This window comes from Acidovorax sp. SUPP2539, from assembly GCF_030158975.1.
Classification (GTDB): Bacteria; Pseudomonadota; Gammaproteobacteria; order Burkholderiales; family Burkholderiaceae_C; genus Paracidovorax.
In genome coordinates this window covers 298642-317033 of record NZ_BQXJ01000004.1, presented here as the reverse complement: position 1 = coordinate 317033, position 18392 = coordinate 298642, and the positions used below count along the sequence as shown (strand labels likewise).

The 18392-nt window shown below is 66.7% G+C and carries 16 protein-coding genes; 4 read left to right on the top strand and 12 right to left on the bottom strand.

Going from position 1 to position 18392, the window contains the following annotated elements:
* Positions 1-217: 217 nt before the first annotated feature.
* Positions 218-730 (top strand): hypothetical protein, encoded by a 513-nt coding sequence (locus AVTE2539_RS16105; RefSeq protein ID WP_284412075.1) that lies wholly within the window; start codon positions 218-220, stop codon positions 728-730.
* Positions 731-766: 36 nt separating this feature from the next.
* Here AVTE2539_RS16105 and AVTE2539_RS16100 read toward each other — a convergent pair whose 3' ends face one another.
* The 8 genes from AVTE2539_RS16100 to AVTE2539_RS16065 all read right to left on the bottom strand — a co-directional run bounded on the left by AVTE2539_RS16100 (position 767) and on the right by AVTE2539_RS16065 (position 11648).
* Positions 767-2083 (bottom strand): Nramp family divalent metal transporter, encoded by a 1317-nt coding sequence (locus tag AVTE2539_RS16100; protein ID WP_284412486.1) that lies wholly within the window; start codon positions 2081-2083, stop codon positions 767-769.
* A 229-nt stretch (positions 2084-2312) separates the two neighbouring features.
* Positions 2313-3725, bottom strand: a complete 1413-nt coding sequence (rimO, locus tag AVTE2539_RS16095; protein WP_284398575.1) for a 30S ribosomal protein S12 methylthiotransferase RimO — start codon at positions 3723-3725, stop codon at positions 2313-2315.
* Between the two features lie 244 nt (positions 3726-3969).
* A complete protein-coding gene (locus tag AVTE2539_RS16090; RefSeq protein ID WP_284412073.1) occupies positions 3970-4674 on the bottom strand; it encodes an SDR family oxidoreductase in 705 nt (234 codons plus the stop codon).
* 82 nt (positions 4675-4756) lie between these two features.
* Entirely contained in the window at positions 4757-5758 is a 1002-nt protein-coding gene (locus AVTE2539_RS16085) for an NADP-dependent oxidoreductase (RefSeq protein ID WP_284412071.1), read from the bottom strand.
* A 108-nt stretch (positions 5759-5866) separates the two neighbouring features.
* Positions 5867-6472, bottom strand: a complete 606-nt coding sequence (locus AVTE2539_RS16080) for a TetR/AcrR family transcriptional regulator (RefSeq protein ID WP_284412069.1) — start codon at positions 6470-6472, stop codon at positions 5867-5869.
* A 54-nt stretch (positions 6473-6526) separates the two neighbouring features.
* Entirely contained in the window at positions 6527-9610 is a 3084-nt protein-coding gene (gene ydiJ / locus AVTE2539_RS16075) for a D-2-hydroxyglutarate dehydrogenase YdiJ (RefSeq protein WP_284412481.1), read from the bottom strand.
* Between the two features lie 149 nt (positions 9611-9759).
* Positions 9760-10749 (bottom strand): Bug family tripartite tricarboxylate transporter substrate binding protein, encoded by a 990-nt coding sequence (locus tag AVTE2539_RS16070; protein ID WP_284412066.1) that lies wholly within the window; start codon positions 10747-10749, stop codon positions 9760-9762.
* Positions 10750-10772: 23 nt separating this feature from the next.
* A complete protein-coding gene (locus AVTE2539_RS16065; RefSeq protein WP_284412064.1) occupies positions 10773-11648 on the bottom strand; it encodes an amidohydrolase family protein in 876 nt (291 codons plus the stop codon).
* A gap of 86 nt (positions 11649-11734) precedes the next feature.
* Between AVTE2539_RS16065 and AVTE2539_RS16060 the strand changes: the two genes are divergently transcribed.
* Positions 11735-12700, top strand: a complete 966-nt coding sequence (locus AVTE2539_RS16060; RefSeq protein WP_284412062.1) for a LysR family transcriptional regulator — start codon at positions 11735-11737, stop codon at positions 12698-12700.
* A gap of 102 nt (positions 12701-12802) precedes the next feature.
* Here the strand turns inward: AVTE2539_RS16060 and phaR are convergent, their stop codons facing one another.
* Positions 12803-13342, bottom strand: a complete 540-nt coding sequence (gene phaR, locus AVTE2539_RS16055) for a polyhydroxyalkanoate synthesis repressor PhaR (RefSeq protein WP_272568591.1) — start codon at positions 13340-13342, stop codon at positions 12803-12805.
* A 194-nt stretch (positions 13343-13536) separates the two neighbouring features.
* Here phaR and AVTE2539_RS16050 point away from each other — a divergent pair, with 194 nt between their 5' ends.
* Positions 13537-13962 (top strand): surface-adhesin E family protein, encoded by a 426-nt coding sequence (locus AVTE2539_RS16050; protein WP_284412060.1) that lies wholly within the window; start codon positions 13537-13539, stop codon positions 13960-13962.
* A 20-nt stretch (positions 13963-13982) separates the two neighbouring features.
* On the opposite strand, the gene AVTE2539_RS16045 is transcribed toward AVTE2539_RS16050, so the two are convergent.
* Together AVTE2539_RS16045 and AVTE2539_RS16040 are read right to left on the bottom strand one after the other, a co-directional pair.
* Positions 13983-14903, bottom strand: coding sequence for an alpha/beta hydrolase (locus AVTE2539_RS16045; protein ID WP_284412477.1), 921 nt, complete (start codon positions 14901-14903; stop codon positions 13983-13985).
* A gap of 183 nt (positions 14904-15086) precedes the next feature.
* Entirely contained in the window at positions 15087-15956 is an 870-nt protein-coding gene (locus AVTE2539_RS16040; RefSeq protein ID WP_284412058.1) for a 2-keto-4-pentenoate hydratase, read from the bottom strand.
* Positions 15957-16033: 77 nt separating this feature from the next.
* On the opposite strand from AVTE2539_RS16040, the gene gbd reads away from it, so the two are divergent.
* Complete coding sequence (gbd, locus tag AVTE2539_RS16035; protein ID WP_284412055.1) at positions 16034-17170, top strand: 4-hydroxybutyrate dehydrogenase; 1137 nt, start codon at positions 16034-16036, stop codon at positions 17168-17170.
* A 25-nt stretch (positions 17171-17195) separates the two neighbouring features.
* Here gbd and AVTE2539_RS16030 read toward each other — a convergent pair whose 3' ends face one another.
* A complete protein-coding gene (locus AVTE2539_RS16030) occupies positions 17196-18380 on the bottom strand; it encodes a phospholipase (protein ID WP_284412053.1) in 1185 nt (394 codons plus the stop codon).
* Positions 18381-18392 lie beyond the last annotated feature (12 nt).

Sequence of the window (18392 nt, the reverse complement as noted above, 5' to 3'; positions counted from 1 at the left end):
CACGAAGCGTGCGCTGCCGCGCTTCAGCCCATTTCAGGAGGATTCACGCAATCTTCAGAGCGCTGCAAGGGGAGTCTTTCCAGAATGGAGCCACCGGAAGACCGACAGGCGCACACCCCTTGCCAGCATCCAGGCCCGCCATGGCACAGGGGCTTGGGGTGGGCAATTGCAAGGCCTTCCGGTGACGATTGCCTTACATAACACCCAGGGAGCCCGCATGCATTCGATCCGCTTTTTTTCGTCCACCACCCCCTTGGCGCTGTCCGCCATGGCCGCGCTGCTCATGGCCCCGGGCCTCAGCCGCACCGCCCACGCCGTGGAATGCCGCGCCATCGCGACCGTGCAGCACAGCGCCGTCTCGGCCAACAACAACGCCGATGGCGGCCACCTCAACCAGCACGTCTTCGGCGCGACACCGCCCAAGGGTTCCAGCCAGCAGGACAAGACGCTGTTCTCCAGCGTGGGAGACTACAGCGCCTTCTGGAACAGCTACCAGGACCCGAAGAAATACAAAGGAAATGCCGTCAAGTGCTCCGGCACGCATGCACGACAAAAGGTGACGGTCTACAGCGTGCTGAAGCAAGACCTGATCGGCGGCTTCAACTGCACCGCGGCCAACGCCAACGGCGAATGCACCACCAAGACCAAATCGCAGTTCTCCAACGTTCAGCTCGACTTCGAAAGGGTCGGCAGCAAATGGATTCTGCTGACGGCCTATCCGACCAATTGAGCTGAACGCGGCGGTGGCCTGCGGTAGCCGCCTCTCTCAACCGAACACCGCTGCCACCAGCCAGAGATTCGCCAGCGAGATCACGGCAAACAGCCCCCAGGCCGCCAGCCGGAGGGTCCGTCCGGTGGCAAAGCGGCCCATCACCTCGGGGCTGCTGCTGAACCGGATCAGCGGCCACATCGCGAAGGGCAGCTGAAAGCTCAGCACCACCTGGCTGAGCACCAGCATCTTGCCCACACCCGCATCGCCCAGCCACCACACGCCCACGAAAGCCGGCACCAGCGCCAGGCCCCGCGTGATGAGGCGCCGCTGCCAGCAGGGAATCTTGAGATCCAGGAATCCTTCCATCACGATCTGCCCGGCGATGGTGCCCGTGAAGGTCGAACTCTGGCCCGAGGCCAGCAGCGCGATGCCGAAGAGCGCGGCCGCGAGGGCGCTGCCCACCAGGGGTTCGATGAGGTGGTACGCGTCGGCGATGTCGGCCACGTCGCGGTGGCCGCTATGGTGGAAGGCACTGGCGGCCAGCACCATGATGGCCGCGTTCACCAGCAGCGCGAGCGACAGCGACACCACGGCATCCCAGGTGCAGAAACGAATGGCCTCGCGCCGCGCCGCATCGGTGTCGGCCACCAGCCGGGTCTGCACGATGGACGAGTGCAGGTACAGGTTGTGCGGCATGACCGTGGCGCCCACGATGCCGATGGCCAGGTACAGCGCCCCGGGCTGCTGCAGCCGCTCCAGGCTGGGCACGAAGCCCATCGCCACCTGCGACCAGATCGGCTGCGAGAACGCCAGTTCCACCGCAAAGCATGCGGCGATGGTGGCCACCAGCGCCAGCACGATGGCCTCCACCCGCCGGAACCCCGCGCCCTGCAAGCCCAGCACCAGCACGGTGTCGAAGGCCGTGATGGCGATGCCCACCGGAATCGACACGCCGAACAGCAGGTGCAGCGCCAGCGCGCTGCCCAGCACCTCGGCCAGGTCGCAGGCCACGATCGCCAGTTCCGCCCCCAGCCAGAGGCACCGGTTCACGGCGGGGGAATAGCGCTCGCGGCACAACTGGGCCAGGTCCCGGCGCGCCACCAGCCCCAGACGCACGCACAGGGTCTGCAGCAGCATGGCGGCGAGGCTCGCCAGCAGCACGACGAAGAGCAGCCCGTAGCCGAAGCGCGAGCCGGCCTCGATGTCCGTCGCCCAATTGCCGGGGTCCATGTAGCCCACCGAGACCAGCAGGCCCGGCCCTGCGTAGCGCAGCAGCTTTTTGGAAAACGGGAGGCCGGGGTCCACCTGGACGCTGCCCTTGACTTCGGACGGGCAAAAAGGCGCGGTGGCGGTGCGCGGCAAGGGGAACATGGGCATGGGAGGTCGATGATACGTAGCCCGGGCCCGCAGCAGGCCCGCGACGGCAGGGCGCCGCGCCTATTGCGCAGATAGACGGCGTGGGGTTGCCATGGCGGCGTGCTCGGGCTATGCGGCGAGCGATCAATCGCCGCCATGGCACGGCGCGGTGGGCGGTATCTGCCGTCAGCCCTGCGCCGCCGCGGCGACCCGCCTGCGCGGGCCTCACGGCCCCTTCTTCCGGTCAGATCGGCAGTGCGACCAGATCGTGTCCCTGCGTGCCGACGATGCGGGCTCGGGTGAACTCGCCCACCTTCATCGTCTTGCTGATCTTCTCGGGCGGCAGCAGGTGCACCACGCCGTCGATCTCGGGCGCATCGGCATAGGTGCGGCCGGTGCCGCCCTTTCTGCCCAGCGCGGGGGCGGAGTCGACCAGCACCTGCATGGTGGCGCCCACGCGGCTGCGCAGCTTGGCGGCGGACACTTCCTCGGCCACGGCCATGAAGCGTGCGCGGCGCTCTTCGCGCAATTCCATCGGCAGCATGCCGGGCAGTTCATTGGCCACCGCGCCGTTCACGTCGCTGTAGGCGAAGCAACCTGCACGGTCGATCTGAGCCTCACGCACGAAGTCCAGGAGGTGCTGGAACTCTTCTTCGGTCTCGCCCGGAAAGCCGGCGATGAAGGTGCTGCGGATGACGATTTCGGGACAGGTCTCGCGCCAGCGCTGGATGCGCTCCAGATTGCGCTCGCCGCTGGCGGGGCGCTTCATGCGCTTGAGCACGTCCGGGTGGCTGTGCTGGAACGGCACGTCCAGGTACGGCAGCACCTTGCCCGTGGCCATGAGGGGGATGACCTCATCGACGCTCGGGTAGGGGTACACGTAGTGCAGGCGCACCCAGGCGCCGTAGGGTTCGGCGATCTCGCCCAGGGTTTGCACCAACTCCAGCATGCGGGTCTTGACGGGCTTGCCGTCCCAGAAACCCGTGCGGTACTTCACATCGACGCCGAACGCCGAGGTGTCCTGGCTGATGACCAGCAGTTCCTTGACGCCGCCTTCGAACAAAGCCTTGGCCTCGCTCAGCACATCGCCGATGGGACGCGAGACGAGGTCGCCGCGCATGGAGGGGATGATGCAGAAGGTGCAGCGGTGGTTGCAGCCCTCGCTGATCTTGAGGTATGCGTAGTGCTTGGGCGTGAGCTTGATGCCCGCCACGCCGAAGCTGCCCGGCACCAGGTCGATGAACGGGTCGTGCGGCTTGGGCAGGTTGAGGTGGACGGCATCCATCACCTCCTGCGTCGCATGGGGGCCGGTGACGGCCAGCACGCTGGGGTGCATCTGCCGCACCAGGTTCCCGCCACCGTCGCCGGACCGCGCACCCAGGCAGCCGGTGACGATGACCTTGCCGTTCTCGGCCAGCGCCTCGCCGATGGTGTCCAGGCTTTCCTTGACCGCATCGTCGATGAAGCCGCAGGTGTTGACGATGACGAGATCGGCACCTTCGAAAGTCTTGGAGGTCTGGTAGCCCTCGGCGCTCAGCTGCGTGAGGATCAGTTCGGAGTCGGTCAGGGCTTTGGGGCAGCCAAGACTGACGAAGCCTACCTTGGGGACCTTCATCGTCTCTGGCGTCGCGATTTCATCGTAAGTATCTGATTTCATTTAGGTTTCGCAGGACGGCCCAGCGGGCAAGATAACCGGACATTGTAAATGAGGCCAGGAATTGACCTCAGCCGCGCTGCATCTCCACCCTTGAAATCATGGGTTCCGAGGCTCTGTCTGGCACCGGGCATGCTGTGTTCCAAAGCTCTCGCTTCTCACCACGGGCGCCGTGATCACGCGCTGGCGCCACTCTTCACGGCAGGCGCAGGGAGTGTGTCGAGTGGCATGCCAGTGTGACCGGGGCTCAAAGTGCCTGGGGCAGGTAGACCGGGCGCGGCGCTGTCAGGCCCTGCCTCACCTGCTGGGTGAGCACATCGGCCAATACCTCATCGGCGCCGGCCTCCAGTCCGTCGAGCGCACGCTGCACGATCTCCTCGGCGCTGCTTTTAGGAACCTCGAAACCCTTGGTGAGGTCGGTGTCCACATACGCCATGTGCAGGCCCAGCACCTGGGTCTTCTGCCCGGCCAGCTCATGGCGCAGTGCGTTGGTCAACGACCACGCCGCCGACTTGCTGGCCGAATAAGCGGCCAGCTCGCCACCATTGACCCACGACGCCACCGACAGAACGTTGAGCAGTGCGCCACCGCCATTCGCCTGAAGCACGGGCGCAAAGGCCTTGCTCACGTTCAGCACACCAAAGAAGTTCGTCTCGAACAAGCGGCGCGCCACCGCGTCGCTGTCCTGATCCAGAAAACCACCCGGCTGGGCAATGCCCGCGTTGTTGATCACCAGGTTCACGTCGGCGGCCTGCTGGGCCGCAGCAGCGACCTCCTCGGGCTTGGTGACGTCAAGCCGCAGGGCCTGCACGCCGGGCAAGGTGACGGTAGCAGCGTCGCGCGCGGCGGCGTAAACCTTGCGAGCACCTCGCGCAAGCAGTTCGCGCGCGAAGGCAAGGCCGATGCCGCGGTTGGCGCCCGTGACGAGGACGACGGAGTTTTCAATGTGCATGGGGAGCTCCAAAGGGTTGGATTGAGATTTCAAATGACGACCGTCATATTTACGGACGTGCGATGTGGTTCGATGGAACGGTTCATCGGACCTTGATGACCACCTTGCCTTTGGCTCGGCCGCTTTCGACGTACGCCAGGGCATCGTTGGTGGATTCGAAGGGGAAGACCTGGTCGATCACCGGACGGATGGCGCCCGACTCGATCAGCGGCGTGATCTGCCGCAACTGGCTTCCGCTGGCCTTCATGAACAGGAATGCGTAGGCGACATCGAGGCGCCGGGCTTGCTTGCGGGCGCCAGAGCTGAGGACGCCCATCACCTGCTTCACCCACCATGGGGCTTGGATGTCTTCGGCGAAACGCGGGTCCGGTGGCCCCGAGATGGAAACGAGGGTTCCACCCGGCTTGAGCACGCCCAGGGACTTCGCGAGGGTCTTGCCATCCTGGCTGTTCAGCACCACGTCGTAGCCGCTCAGGTGGTCTTCAAAGGCTTCGTTCTTGTAGTCGATGACGACATCCGCGCCCAGGCGCTTCACGAGAGCGACGTTGCGGGAGCTGGTGGTGGTGGCAACCGTCGCGCCCAGGTGCTTGGCCAATTGGATGGCAAACGTGCCCACGCCCCCGGAGCCTGCCTGGATGAAAACCTTCTGCCCCTTCTTGAGCTTTGCCTTTTCGACCAGCGCCTGCCAAGCCGTCAAGCCCACCAGGGGGATGGACGCAGCCTCCTCCATGGTGAGGTTCCTGGGCTTCATCGCCACCGAGTCTTCCTTCACGGCCACGAATTCGGCGAACGTGCCGATGCGCAAGTCATCGGGCCTGGCGTACACCTCGTCGCCCACCTTGAACTGGTGGACACGCGGTCCGACACGCGCCACCACGCCGGCCACATCGTGGCCCAGGACGAAGGGGGTGCGATACGGCAGGATGAGCTTGAACTCGCCATTGCGGATCTTGGCATCCAGCAGGTTCACGGCGGTCGCATGAACCTGGATCAGCACCTCGTCGTCACGCAAGTCCGGCTCAGGCACATCGGCAGCACGCAAGCGCTCTTTTTTTCCGTAGCGGTCCAGGACGAAAGCTTTCATGGTGTTTCCTTTTTCCAGGCAGTGCAAATGACGAACCCGGCAGCATTGGCTGACAGGCCTTTTGAAATGATGATCATCATATTTATGAGCAAAAAAAGTCCGGTGGGCTCACGCACCGGACGGGGCCAGGCTCTTCAACGCGGCGCTGCACAGCGAGTCCGACAACGCCGCATCATCGACGGCACGGGCCAGCACCAACGTGCCCACCATGGTGGCCACGGTCACCAACGCGCGCTCGTGGGCCCCAGGCTGTCCCCAATCGGGCGACTGACGGGCCACCAGATCGATCATCTCCTTGATGCGGAGCGTGGCCGCGCGACGCACTTCGGGCGATTGGCGCGGCATCTCGGAGCCCAGGGCGGAAACCGGGCAGCCTGTCTCGATAGCCACCAGATGCTCTTTGGACAGATAGATCTGCATCAGCGCTTGCAAGGACTGCTCTGGCGGCACGGCTGCGACGATGCGCGCAGCGGCGGCGTTGGCTTCGGCTCCGGCACGGTCTGCCGCTTCGGCCAGCATGGCTTCGCGGGACTCGAAATGGGCATAGAACGCACCGTGCGTCAAACCCGCCTCTTTCATGATGTCGGCCACGCCGGTGCCGTCATAGCCGCTGCGCCGGATGGCGCGCGCAGCGGCCTGCACGATGCGCTCGTGCGAGGCCTCTTTGGCAGCGGTCCGGGCATTGGTCTTTTCTTTTCGCATGACGGCCATCATACTTTGATTTGCCGATTGTGCATTGGCAGGTGAAAAGCGGCTGGATGCACGTGTTCAGCAGCCCGTGCCGACAGGAGCGGAAGTTTCCTGCTGTTCATAGAACTGAAGCAGGACTTCCACGGGATGCCGCAAACGCCGGTCGTCCATCCGCTTGGCCTGGCTGCGGCAGGAATAGCCGGTGGCCAGGAACTCCGTCTGCAGCGCCGGCTCGGCGTTCAATATCGGACCCCACGATTGAGAGTAGATGAGGCGCGAGGTCTGCACATTCAGGCTTTCGTGTCCGTAGGTTCCCGACATGCCGCAGCAGCCACTGGCCCGCGGACTGAGCTTCAAACCGGCACGGGCGAAGACCTGGGGCCACAGCGCTGCGGCGGCAGGGGCGGTCGTTTTTTCGGTGCAGTGGTTCAGTAGCTGAAAGTCCCCCGAAAGAGATTCCGACGCCCGCGCGGGCAGCGCCTCCAGCAGCCATTCCTGCGCAAGCAGGACGCCCGGCGGCTTTTTCAAAGACGGCAGCTTCGCGTATTCCTGGCGGTACACGAGCGTCATGGCAGGATCGAGACCGACCAGCGGCACGCCATGCGATGCCAGAGCGCCAAGCATCTCCGCGTTTTTGAACGCCGTTCGATCGAAGGCCTGCAGAAAGCCCAGTACATGAAGCGGCTTGCCGTTGGGCATGAAAGGGGCCAGCCAGACCGTGTACCCCAGCCGGGACGCCAACTCGATGAACGCGGAAAACACGGGCGTCTCGAAATAGCGCGTGAAAGCGTCCTGCACCAGGATCACGGACCGGGCGCGTTGCGCGTCCGTCAGCGCGGCCAGCAACGATGGCGTGGCCCGGCGCACGCCCCAGCGGTTCAATGTGGCCTGGAAGTCGAAGCGGCTCAACAGCGGGCTGTCCACCATGCCTGCATGGCGCTCCAGCATCCGGCCCACCACCGCATTGGACATGGCACCGTTGTAGAGCCATGGAATGCGTGCCAGATAGGGAACGCTGAATTCGAGCGAGCCGATGAGGTAGTCCTTCAACGGCCTTCCATACCGCGTGTGATACAGCGCCAGAAAGCGCGCACGGAAGTCCGGAACGTTGACCTTGACAGGGCATTGCCCCGCGCACGACTTGCACGCCAGGCAACCGGACATCGCCTCGTACACCTCGTGGGAAAAGTCGCTGGAGCGGTCCGCTCCGTTGACAGCGCGCTCGCGGCTGCTGCGCCAGCGCCTGGCCAATCCGGACAGGAACGGGGGTTGTCGCGCAGCCACCGCCAGAACATCCACCCCCGCCCGGCCCTGCAGGCGCAGCCACTCGCGCAGCAGCGAGGCACGTCCTTTCGGAGAGTGCCTGCGTTCGCGCGTGGCCTTCCATGACGGGCACATCGCGTCGTCCGGATCGAAGTTGTAGCAAGCGCCATTGCCGTTGCAATGGACGGCGCTGGCATAGCTCTGCCACACCCGTTCGTCGATCTGTCGATCGGCGTCGGCACGCAACGGCACCTCATCGATGCGCAGCAGCCGGGCACTCTGGCCTGCGGGCGTGGCGATCTTTCCCGGGTTGAACTGGTTGTGCGGATCGAATGCCGCCTTGAGCGCCTGCAGTGCGGCATACAGGGGACCGAAATACTTCGGCGCGTATTCGGAACGGACTCCCTTGCCATGCTCGCCCCAGAGCACGCCACCGTATTTCAGGGTCAGCCCGGCGACCTCGTCGGAAATGGTGCGGATCAACGCCGCATGGGCGGGGTCCTTCAGATCCAGGGCGGGCCGGACGTGCAGCACACCCGCATCCACGTGGCCGAACATGCCATAGCTCAGCCCGTGGCGGTCCAGCAATGCCCTGAACTCTTCGATGTAATCGGCGAGCTTCTCTGGCGGCACGGCCGTGTCTTCAACGAAGGGCTGGGGCCGGGCCTCGCCCTGCACGTTGCCCAGCAGGCCGACGGCGCGCTTGCGCATCGCATAGACCTTCTCGACGGCCACTTGGCCCGATGCGATGGTGTGGCCGATACGGCTCACGGTGGGGTTGCAGGCAAGGTGCCCGGTGAAGGCCGCCACGCGAGTGCGCACCTCGTCCTCCGAGTCCCCGCAGAATTCGACGAGGTTGATGCCACGCGTCGGCGCCGGGTCGGCCTGGGCAGGGAAGTACTCCGCCACGTCCTGCCAGACGATGTCCTCCATTGCCAGCATCAAGACCCGCGAATCGACCGTCTCGATCGACAACGGGCGGTGCTCCATCAACACCCTCGCATCGCGCAGCGCGTCCATGAAGCTGGCGTAACGCACATTGACCAGCATGGAATGGCGGGGGATGGGCAGCAGGCCGATTTCCGCCTCGACGACGAAGCCCAGCGAGCCTTCCGCCCCACACAAAACGCTGTTGAGGTTGAAGCGACCGCCGGGCTCTTTCAGGTGCGCCAGGTCATAGCCGGTCAGGCAGCGATTGAGCTTGGGAAAGCGCGCCTCGATCAGCTCGGCATGCTCCGTGGCGATCTGGTGCGCGCAGCGCCAGACGTCGCCCACCAGGCCGCTTTCCTTCAATCGCAACGGCAGTTCCTCGGCATCGACCGACCGGCTGGCAAACCGCACGCCCCCCAGCAGGACCATGTCCAGCACCTGCACGTGGTCGCGGGTCTTGCCGTAAGTGCAACTGCCCTGGCCGCTGGCGTCCGTGTTGATCATGCCGCCGATCGTGGCGCGGTTGGACGTGGACAGCTCGGGGGCAAAGAACAATCCATGCGCTTTCAGCGCTGCATTCAACTGGTCCTTGACGACGCCGGCCTGCACCCGGGCCACCCTGCGCACAGGATCGATCCACAGGATCTGGTTCAGATGCCGGGAAAGATCCACCGCGATGCCATCGGTCAGGGATTGCCCGTTGGTGCCCGTGCCGCCGCCCCGCGGAGAAACCACCACCCACCGGTGCTCCGGCCTGGCGAGCAGCTTCGCGAGTGTTTCGACGTCCGAGGCATCTCGCGGGAAGACCACGGCCTGGGGCAGCCGCTGATAGATCGAGTTGTCTGTCGCCAGCACGGTGCGGTCCGCGTATTGCGATGTGATTTCGCCCCGGAAACCCTCGGCGGCCAATGCCTGAAGAAAGCGCGGGTAGTCGCCGTCCAGCGGCGCCGGGGCTGGAATGATTGCAATCAATTTCAGGGTCCTGCGATGACGAAAAGAAGCGCCCTGCGCCGCGTGGCCCCGTCAAGGGTCGAACGCGGCGCATCGAAAGGGCGGCGGGGCGATGGCCTCGGCAGGCTGGGTGCGGCCGGGCCTCACGCCAAAGCCCACGTGACGGCTCAGTCGGCTTTGAGCCGTCCTTGCTTGACCATTCGCGTGGCCAGGGCGACTTCGCCACTCACCAGCCGTTGCAGCGCGGCCCCGCCCTCCCCCACCGGCTCGCTGCCCAGATCCCGGATCACGTTGGTGAACTCTGGCTGGGCCACCGATTTGGTGATCCATTCATGCAGGCTGGCAACGTTGGCGGCAGGCGTCGCCTTGGGCGCGAAGACCCCGACGAAGGTGGTCGCATCGAACACCGGCAAGCCCAGTTGGACCTGCGTCGGCACGCTCGCGAGCAGCCCGCCCGCCTGCGGTCCCAGCACCATCAGTGCGCGGAGCGCGCCACCCTTGATGTGCGGGGTGGAGCTGGTGATCTGATCGATCACCGCGTCGATCTGGCCCCCCATCAGGTCCACCAACGCCGGCCCCGATCCTTTGTAGGGCACTGCATTGACCTGGGCCTGGGCGGAATCCTCGAACTGGAGCAACGCCAGGTGGTTGGGAGAGCCCGGCCCCGCGTGGCCGACGGTCACGCCCTGGCTCGTGGACTTCACCGCCTTGATGAAATCCGCCGCGGTCTTGAACCGCGGGTCGTTGGCACGCACGACCACGACGACCGGTGTGCGGCTGAGCACCGCCACCGGCACCAGGCTGTCGGCCTTGTACGGCGTTTTGATGATTTCCGGAAGGGTGCCCAACTGCCCGGGCGTTGCCACCAGCAAGGTGTGCCCGTCGGCCTCGGCCCGCGCCACCGTGCTCGTTCCGACGGCGCCCCCGCCGCCCGCACGGTTGTCCACGATCACGGACTGCCCGACCCACTTGGTCAACGGCACGCCCAGCGAGCGCGCGACGATGTCCACATTCCCTCCCGGAGCGAAGGGCACCACCAGCGTGATCGGCTTCCAGGGAAAGCGGTTCTGGGCCCCGGCCGGGAAGGCCATGGAACATGCCGCGAGCGATGCGGCGCCTTGCAAAAAGCCTCTGCGGCTGGATGGTGCATTGAACATGCCATGTCTCCTTTTTAGAAAAATCAGTCTTCCCAATAAAGCCGGGTCGGGTTGTCGACCAGCGCCTTGCGCCTGATTTCCTCGGGAAACCAGTGGGTGATGAGGCTCGCCAGTTCCGCGCTGGCGATGGACGTGGCGTCGATGCCGGGGTGGGGCCAGTCCGATCCCCAGACGATGCGGTGGGGATTGGCCTGCACCAGGCTGTGCGCCAGCGGCAGCACGGCAGGGTCCACGCCGGATGCCGCCGCAGAGATCCGGTAGGCGCCCGAGAACTTGACCCAGGCGCACCCTTCCCGCATCAGGCTCCGCAGGCTCCGGATGCCCCGGCTGTCGATGTCGCTGCAGTCCGAGGGGTGGCCGAAGTGGTCCACCACCACGGTCGTGCCACTCTCGGCGAGGCCCTGGACGAGGCGGATGTCTTCATCGATGTCGACGAGCAGCTGGATGTGCCAACCCAGCCCTTTCACCCGATCGGCAATCGACTGCACGCTGGCGATCGAAACGCCCCCGCTGAACAGCGCATTGCATCGAGCCCCCCGCACGCCCAGCCGGTGAAGTTCCTCCATCTCGGTGTCTGGCGTGTCCTCGAAGATCACGGCCACGCCGCGCATGCTGCCCGCGGCCGCGTCGCCCAATGTCCGCTTCAAGAGCGAGTGGTCGCGCCCATACACGCTGGGCTGCACCAGAACGCACCGGTCCATTCCCAAAGGGCGGTAGGCAGACCAGTACTGCTCGATCGTGGCAGGTGGCGGGGTGTAGGCGCGCTCGGCGATGTACGGAAATTCGCCGGGGGATCCGAAGACGTGGAGGTGCGTGTCGCACGCCCCTTGCGGAAAGACTCTTTCTGTTTCACCAGGCGGCGCCTGATGGGTTGCGCCGTGGCGGTCTGTGATGGGCATGGATTCCAAACGGTCGGGTTGAACTGCTGACCGGATTGTTTTTGCCGCAGGGGTGGTTAGTCAAATTCATTACCATCATCATCAAGATGAACAACATTCACCCCCCTGCCCAGCAGGACCGCGCGGTCGTCAACCTTCGCAAAATCGATCTGAACCTGCTGGTGATGTTCGAGGCGCTGGTGGAGGAGCGCAGCGTGGCCAAGGCGGCGGCCCGGCTCAACCTGACCTCCTCCGCCGTCAGCCACGCACTGCGACGCCTGCGCGAGCAGTTCAATGATCCGCTGATGCTGCGCACGGCAGAGGGCATGGTTCCGACCCCGGAAGCCGTTCGCCTGGCGACGCGTTTCCGCAAGGCTTTCAGCGAAATCGAGAACGCCATCGGCGTGGCCGGCGCGTTCGATCCCGGCACGGCGCGCAGAACGTTTCTTCTGCGCGTCTCCGACTACGTGGGGGTCCTCTTGCTACCACGCCTGTGCACCGAGCTGTGTTCCGTGGCGCCCGGCATCAGCCTGTCAGTGCAGTCATTCGAGATGCGCCAGCCGTCGGACCGCGTCGAGTACGAAGGGGTGGAAATCAGGCTCTCGGTGTCGCGGGGGCACTCCGTTCTCTCGGCCTCGCGGCGCATCCTTGATGACCGCTGGATGGTGCTGATGCGAAAGGGCCACCCGGCAGCCTCCACCCCGCTCACGCTGGAAAAGTACCTCGAACTGGGGCACCTTAAGGTGTCAGGGGTGGGCAGCAACATCCTGGACGAACTGCTGGCCGAACGCGGCCTGGCACGCCGGGTCATGGTGCAGGTGCCTACGTGGCAGGGCATGGTGCCGGTGATCGAATCCACCGACCTGATCGCGGCCATGCCGGCGCACTGGATGGACAGCGTGCTTTCCGGATCGAACTGCGTCGCCTTTCCCATGCCGTTGCCGGAGTTGGCGCTGTCCATCGACGCCGTCTGGCATCCGCGCAACGACCACGATCCGGGGCACAAGTGGTTCAGGGAACTGATCCACCGGATCTTTCAGGACGCCCACCGTAAATCCCACGTGCAGGACTGACGGCGCTCCGCTGCGCTGGGCGAAGCCCGTCCATGGCCGACGCGGCCGCACGGGCCCAGGGCTACCGCTCCAAGGCCCTCGCCCGGGCTCTGGGGCCTGCCTTCAGCGCTTGATGCCGAAGGCGCCGAGCATCTGCTCGGTCTGCTTTTGCATCTGCTCCTGCATCTGCGTGAAGATGGCCTGCGACTGGTCCACGTAGCTGCCCATGATGCCCTTGAACATGGGCGACTGCAGGTTCATGAACTGCGACCACATCTCGGGTGTGATGCCCTTGGACTGCTCGGCCATCTTGGCCTGGATGTCGGTGAACACCTGCACGTTCTTTTCCAGGTAGGCGCCCATGAAGCCCTGCATGGCGTGGCCGTAGAAACGGATGATGTTGGCCAGTACGGCCTCGGTGAACATGGGCGCGCCGCCGGCTTCCTCTTCCAGAATGATCTGCAGCAGGATGCTGCGCGTGAGGTCTTCGCTGGTCTTGGCATCGCGCACCACCACCTGCTCGCCCGCCATCACGAGCTGCTTGACCTCGGCCAGGGTGATGTAGGTGGAGGTGGAGGTGTCGTACAGCCGGCGGTTGGGGTACTTCTTGATGATCCTCTGCTGTGCGGTCGAGGGGGTTGGGGGGGACGTGGTTTCTGGCACAGCGGGCTCCTGGGGTGCGAGGCACCCATGATTTGATGGTTTGCAGCGCAACCGATTTTAGGGAGCGCAGCAGCGCGCCCCTTCGCAGGATTACCCTGATGCGGCTTTGTCCCCTTGATCCACGTCAATGCGGCGCGGCGCAGATCGCATAAGATTCGCCGCTGCACCGTTTGCACCCCATCCTTGGAGGCCCCGTGTCCCCCCTTCGCCCTGCCCTGTTAGCGGTCCTGCTCCTGGCGGCGCAGGCACATGCGCAAACCGACGAAGAATGGCTCACGATCCAGGGCTTTCCGGAAGACAAGACCGGCGACCTGGTGCAGATCAACCCCACGCAGATTCCCTGGCAGAACCAGTTCACCATGGAGGTGCGCGTGTCGCGCAGCACCCAGCGCTCCAGCTACCGCAAGCACCCCTACCGCTCGTTCAAGGGCGTGGCCGTGATCGACTGCGGCACGCAAAAGGGGTGGTACCTGGCCCTGAACTACTACGCCGAGCCCGTGTGGCAAGGCCCCGTGACCGCGCGCGAGGAATTCAAGGAAGACGAGGCGCCGGTGTCCTTCGCCGGCATCCCCGGCGAGCCGGCGCGCAAGCTGATCACCGCCTCCTGCAAGAAGCGCTGAGCCGGCACGGCCAGCCCCGCTCAGGCCAGCCCGAACGCCGTGCGCAGCGCCCGCGCCGCATCCGCATGCGCCTGGCGGGCTTCCGGGATCGCGCGGCCCATCTTGATGAACTCGTGCGTCACGCCTCGGTAGATCTCCAGATCGACCGCCACGCCGGCGGCACGCAGCTTGTCGGCATACGCCACGCCTTCGTCCACCAGCGGATCGCATTCGGCCAGCCCGATCCAGGCCGGCGCCACGCCGTCGACGTCGGGCGCGTTCAGCGGGGCGAAGCGCCAGTCGTCGCGGTCCGCGGGCCCGCGCACGTAGTGGCCGAAGAACCAAGTGATCGCGGGCTCCTCCAGCACCAGGCCGTGGGCGAACGCAGCATGCGAGGGCGTGTCCTGGTGGGCAGTGCAGCCGGGGTAGAACAGCAACTGCAGCGCAAGCGGCAGGCCGGCATCGCGCGCCAGGATGGCATTGACGGCCGACAGCGTGCCGCCCGCGCTGTCGCCCCCGACGGCGATGCGCGCCGGGTCGGCGCCCAGTGCATGGGCCTGCGCCGCGAGCCAGGCCAGCGCATCCCACGCATCGTTGGAGGCCGTGGGAAACCGGTGCTCCGGCGCCAGCCGGTAGTCCAGCGACACCACCATGCAGCCCGCCAGGCGCGAAAGTTCCCGGCACAGCACGTCGTGCGTGGCCACGCTGCCGATGGTGAAACCGCCACCGTGCAGGTACAGCAGCACCGGCAGCGGCGCGCCGCGCGTGGGGGCGTACAGGCGGGCCGGCAAGGCATGGCCGTCACGGGCGGGGATGTGCAGGTCTTCCACGCGCTCGAGGGCGGCCTTGGGCACTTCGAGCACGCCGGCACCGGCCTCGTAGGCGGCGCGGGCCTCGGCGGGGGGCAGCGTGTGCAGGGGCGGCCGGCCGGCGCGCTCCATGCGGTCGATGACGCTGCGCATCTGCGGGGTGAGCCGGGCGGTAGATGGGGCGGAAGGTGTCACGGTCGCGGGCCACCCCGTGGGATGGCGGAAAAAGGGCCAAAAGGATAAGGGCCCGATCATCCCGCAACTCGGCCGTGGGCAGGCGGGGCCGGGTTATTCGCCCCCGGCCGGCGTTCCCGGCCCTCGCTCAACGGCAACGCATCACCGGAACGTCACGCGCACTGGCACCGCGCCCGGCAACCCGTCGAACGTGGCCGTGACCTCCAGTCCCGGCCGCGGCGGCAGCAGTGCGGAGAACGACCCCAGGCTCACCAGATCGCCCGGCTGCAGGATGATGTCCTCCTTGGCCAGCGCCTCGGCCAGCCAGACGACGGCGTTGAGCGGGTGGCCCAGGATGTCGCTGCCCCTGCCGCCGCCCAGCCGAGCGCCCTGGCCATCGGTGAGCGTCACCGCCATGTTCTGGAGAGCGTCCACCATCGCATAGCGCTCCGCGCGCAGGCGCGGCACGGCGATGGGGGCGCCAGCCACGCCCAGCCGCGCCCCCACGTTGATGGCTGCCACGCCGGCCCCGTTGAGTTGGGGCGGAGCCTGCACCAGCAGGTCGGGCAGCTCGATGAAAGGGATGACCTGATCGATGTGCTCCAGCACCTCCATCGGCGTGCGCGCATGGTTGATGGCGGCGCTCTTCACGCGCACCAGCATGTCGGCCTCGAACAGCGGGCGGGCGCCGAACGCCGCATCAACCACAGCGCCGTCACGCAGCACCATGCCTTCGTACAGCTTGCCCCACACCGGCTTGTCGGTGCCGAAGCGCTTTTGCACCGCAGGGTTGGTCAGCCCCGCCTTGTAGCCCACCACCCGGCCCAGGCGGTGCGCCAGCAAGGCATTGAACTTGGCGCGCGTGCAGGCGGCATCGGCATCGCTCAGGGGCGGCAGGTTGGCGGCGGGCGTCCTGCCCGAGTAATGGGCGGCCAGTTCGGCCACCTGGACGTCGCTCAGGCATTCGGCCTGGGCGGTTGTCGCACAGGCGACCGCCAGCACGGCGGCGATGAGGGTTTGCTGCATGGCCATGGAAGGCTCCCGGTTGTAGATTGGCTGGCCGGCATGCTAACCACAACCGCGCCCTGGGCGCATCCTCGCAATCCACCATGGCCTTCATCTACTACGTCACCCAGATCCAGTTCGAATTCGGCGCCATCCAGCTCCTGAAACAGGAGTGCGACCGCGTGGGCATCACGCGTCCGCTCGTGGTGACCGACCCCGGCGTGAAAGCCGCCGGCGTGCTGCAGCACGCGCTGGATGCACTGGCCGGCGTGCCCGTGGCCGTGTTCGACCAGACGCCCTCCAACCCCACCGAAGCGGCCGTGCGCGCCGCCGTGCAGGTGTACCGCGACCACGGTTGCGACGGCCTCGTCGCGGTGGGCGGCGGCTCGGCCATCGACTGCGCCAAGGGCATCGCCATCGCGGCCACGCACGAAGGGCCGCTCACGCACTACGCCACCATCGAAGGCGGCTCGCCCCGCATCACCGAGCGCGCCGTGCCGCTGATCGCCGTGCCCACCACTGCCGGCACCGGCAGCGAGGTGGCGCGCGGCGCGATCATCATCGTGGACGACCACCGCAAGCTGGGCTTTCACTCTTGGCACCTGGTGCCCAAGACAGCCATCTGCGACCCGGGCCTGACCCTGGGCCTGCCGCCCGCGCTGACGGCCGCCACCGGCATGGACGCGATCGCGCACTGCATGGAGACCTTCATGTCCTCTGCCTTCAACCCACCGGCCGACGGCATCGCGCTGGAGGGGCTTACGCGCGGCTGGGCCCACATCGAACGCGCCACGCGCGACGGCAGCGACCGCGAGGCCCGCCTGAACATGATGAGCGCGAGCATGCAGGGCGCGATGGCGTTCCAGAAAGGGCTGGGCTGCGTGCATTCGCTGAGCCACAGCCTGGGCGGCGTGAACCCGCGGCTGCACCACGGCACGCTGAACGCGGTGTTCCTGCCCGCCGTGGTGCGCTTCAACGCGCAGGACCCCGCCGTGCAGAAAGACCGGCGCCTGGAACGCATGGCCCACGCCATGGGGCTGGCGTCCGCGGGCGACATCCCCGAAGCCATCCGTGACATGAGCGCGCGGCTGGGGCTGCCCACGGGTCTGGCCGCGATGGGTGTGACCGAGGCGCTGTTCGGCGACGTGATCGAAGGCGCCATGGCCGACCACTGCCACAAGACCAACCCGCGCGAGGCCAGCGTGGACGACTACCGGGCGATGCTCGCCGAATCGATGTGAGCGTTGCGGCCGCGGCGGCCCGCCCTCAAAGCGGCAGAACCGCCGCCGGGTCGGGCCGGCGCAGCCATTCGGCGAACTCATCGGCCAACTGGCGGCTGGCCGACGTGGCCGCGCTCCAGGCGCGCACGCGGGCGGCCAGGTCGCTGCCGTAGTGCAGAAAATCGTTGCGGTCGGGCAGCTTCGCGTTCGGCAGCGTGTGCACCCAGTCGGGGTGCGGCGACAGCACCACCATGCGGTCCAGCGCGGGCGTGGCGCGGTGGCGCCAGCGCAGGCCCTTGTCCAGCCAGCCGGGCACCACGCTCTGCTGGAAGTGCGGGTACAGCACCAGGGCGCCAAGGGGATCTGAACGTTTTTGGCCTCCAGCACAATCAACACTAGGGCATGTCGCTATATTTTTTATAGCATCCATCCGCTCGATGTCCGCCAGCGGCCGGTAGCGCAGATGCAGGTGGTAGTCGGTCAGGCCACCGTCCCAGTAGGCACCGGCCGGCGCGCCCGGAACGTCGTGCACCGCCTGCAGCACGAAGGGGATGGAGCAGCTGGCCTGCAGCGCCGGCAGGAAGTTGGCCCCGGTCAGCGCCACCTGCCGCGTGGGGTAGTCGGTGGTGGCGAACGGCAGCGGCGCCATGGCGGCCCCGGGGGCATCGCCGGCCGGGCCGGAGAACACCACCCGCTCCAGCCACCACCCCAGCGCGCGGCGGTGCACCGCGTTGGCGGCGAACGCGCCCAGGTAGCCGAGCGGTGTGGCCAGCCGGCGTTCACGCGAAAGCAGGTGACGCCCCCGCGACGTCACGATGTGCAGCCGCCAGCGCGGGTGCGCGAGCAACGGCCCCACCGGCGCACCGTAGAAGTCGCGCAGCCCCTGCCCGAATTGCGCGCTCACCTGCGCGGCCGAAGGGCGCTGGCGGCCGGGCGGCGGCGCGTAGTGCTGGTGGATGTAGGCATGCTCCAGCCGCTCCAGCGCGGCCACGGGCGAATCCAGGCAGGCGGTGGCCATGCGCCACGCCCCGATCGACGCGCCCACCAGATGCACCGGCTGGGCGGAGCCCTGCAGCCAGTGCCCGAACACGAAGCGGTCCAGCGGCCCGAGCACCAGCCCCTTGGGGCCGCCGGCCGCGGCGGGGATCACGCCGATGTCGGCAGGCTGCAGGCCGTGCCGGGCGATGTGCGCCCGCGCCAGCGGCCCGGCATGGATGCGCAGCGCCTTCATCGGCCGGTGCAC

Bases quoted from the DNA above. Each gene is read 5' to 3' on its own strand.
- AVTE2539_RS16100 (WP_284412486.1), bottom strand. From the start codon at position 2,083: ATGTTCCCCTTGCCGCGCACCGCCACCGCGCCTTTTTGCCCGTCCGAA.
- AVTE2539_RS16045 (WP_284412477.1), bottom strand. From the start codon at position 14,903: ATGCGCAGCGTCATCGACCGCATGGAGCGCGCCGGCCGGCCGCCCCTG.
- rimO (WP_284398575.1), bottom strand. From the start codon at position 3,725: ATGAAATCAGATACTTACGATGAAATCGCGACGCCAGAGACGATGAAG.
- AVTE2539_RS16070 (WP_284412066.1), bottom strand. From the start codon at position 10,749: ATGTTCAATGCACCATCCAGCCGCAGAGGCTTTTTGCAAGGCGCCGCA.
- AVTE2539_RS16060 (WP_284412062.1), top strand. From the start codon at position 11,735: ATGAACAACATTCACCCCCCTGCCCAGCAGGACCGCGCGGTCGTCAAC.
- gbd (WP_284412055.1), top strand. From the start codon at position 16,034: ATGGCCTTCATCTACTACGTCACCCAGATCCAGTTCGAATTCGGCGCC.
- AVTE2539_RS16030 (WP_284412053.1), bottom strand. From the start codon at position 18,380: ATGAAGGCGCTGCGCATCCATGCCGGGCCGCTGGCGCGGGCGCACATC.
- AVTE2539_RS16040 (WP_284412058.1), bottom strand. From the start codon at position 15,956: ATGGCCATGCAGCAAACCCTCATCGCCGCCGTGCTGGCGGTCGCCTGT.
- AVTE2539_RS16085 (WP_284412071.1), bottom strand. From the start codon at position 5,758: ATGAAAGCTTTCGTCCTGGACCGCTACGGAAAAAAAGAGCGCTTGCGT.
- AVTE2539_RS16080 (WP_284412069.1), bottom strand. From the start codon at position 6,472: ATGATGGCCGTCATGCGAAAAGAAAAGACCAATGCCCGGACCGCTGCC.
- AVTE2539_RS16105 (WP_284412075.1), top strand. From the start codon at position 218: ATGCATTCGATCCGCTTTTTTTCGTCCACCACCCCCTTGGCGCTGTCC.
- AVTE2539_RS16065 (WP_284412064.1), bottom strand. From the start codon at position 11,648: ATGCCCATCACAGACCGCCACGGCGCAACCCATCAGGCGCCGCCTGGT.
- AVTE2539_RS16090 (WP_284412073.1), bottom strand. From the start codon at position 4,674: ATGCACATTGAAAACTCCGTCGTCCTCGTCACGGGCGCCAACCGCGGC.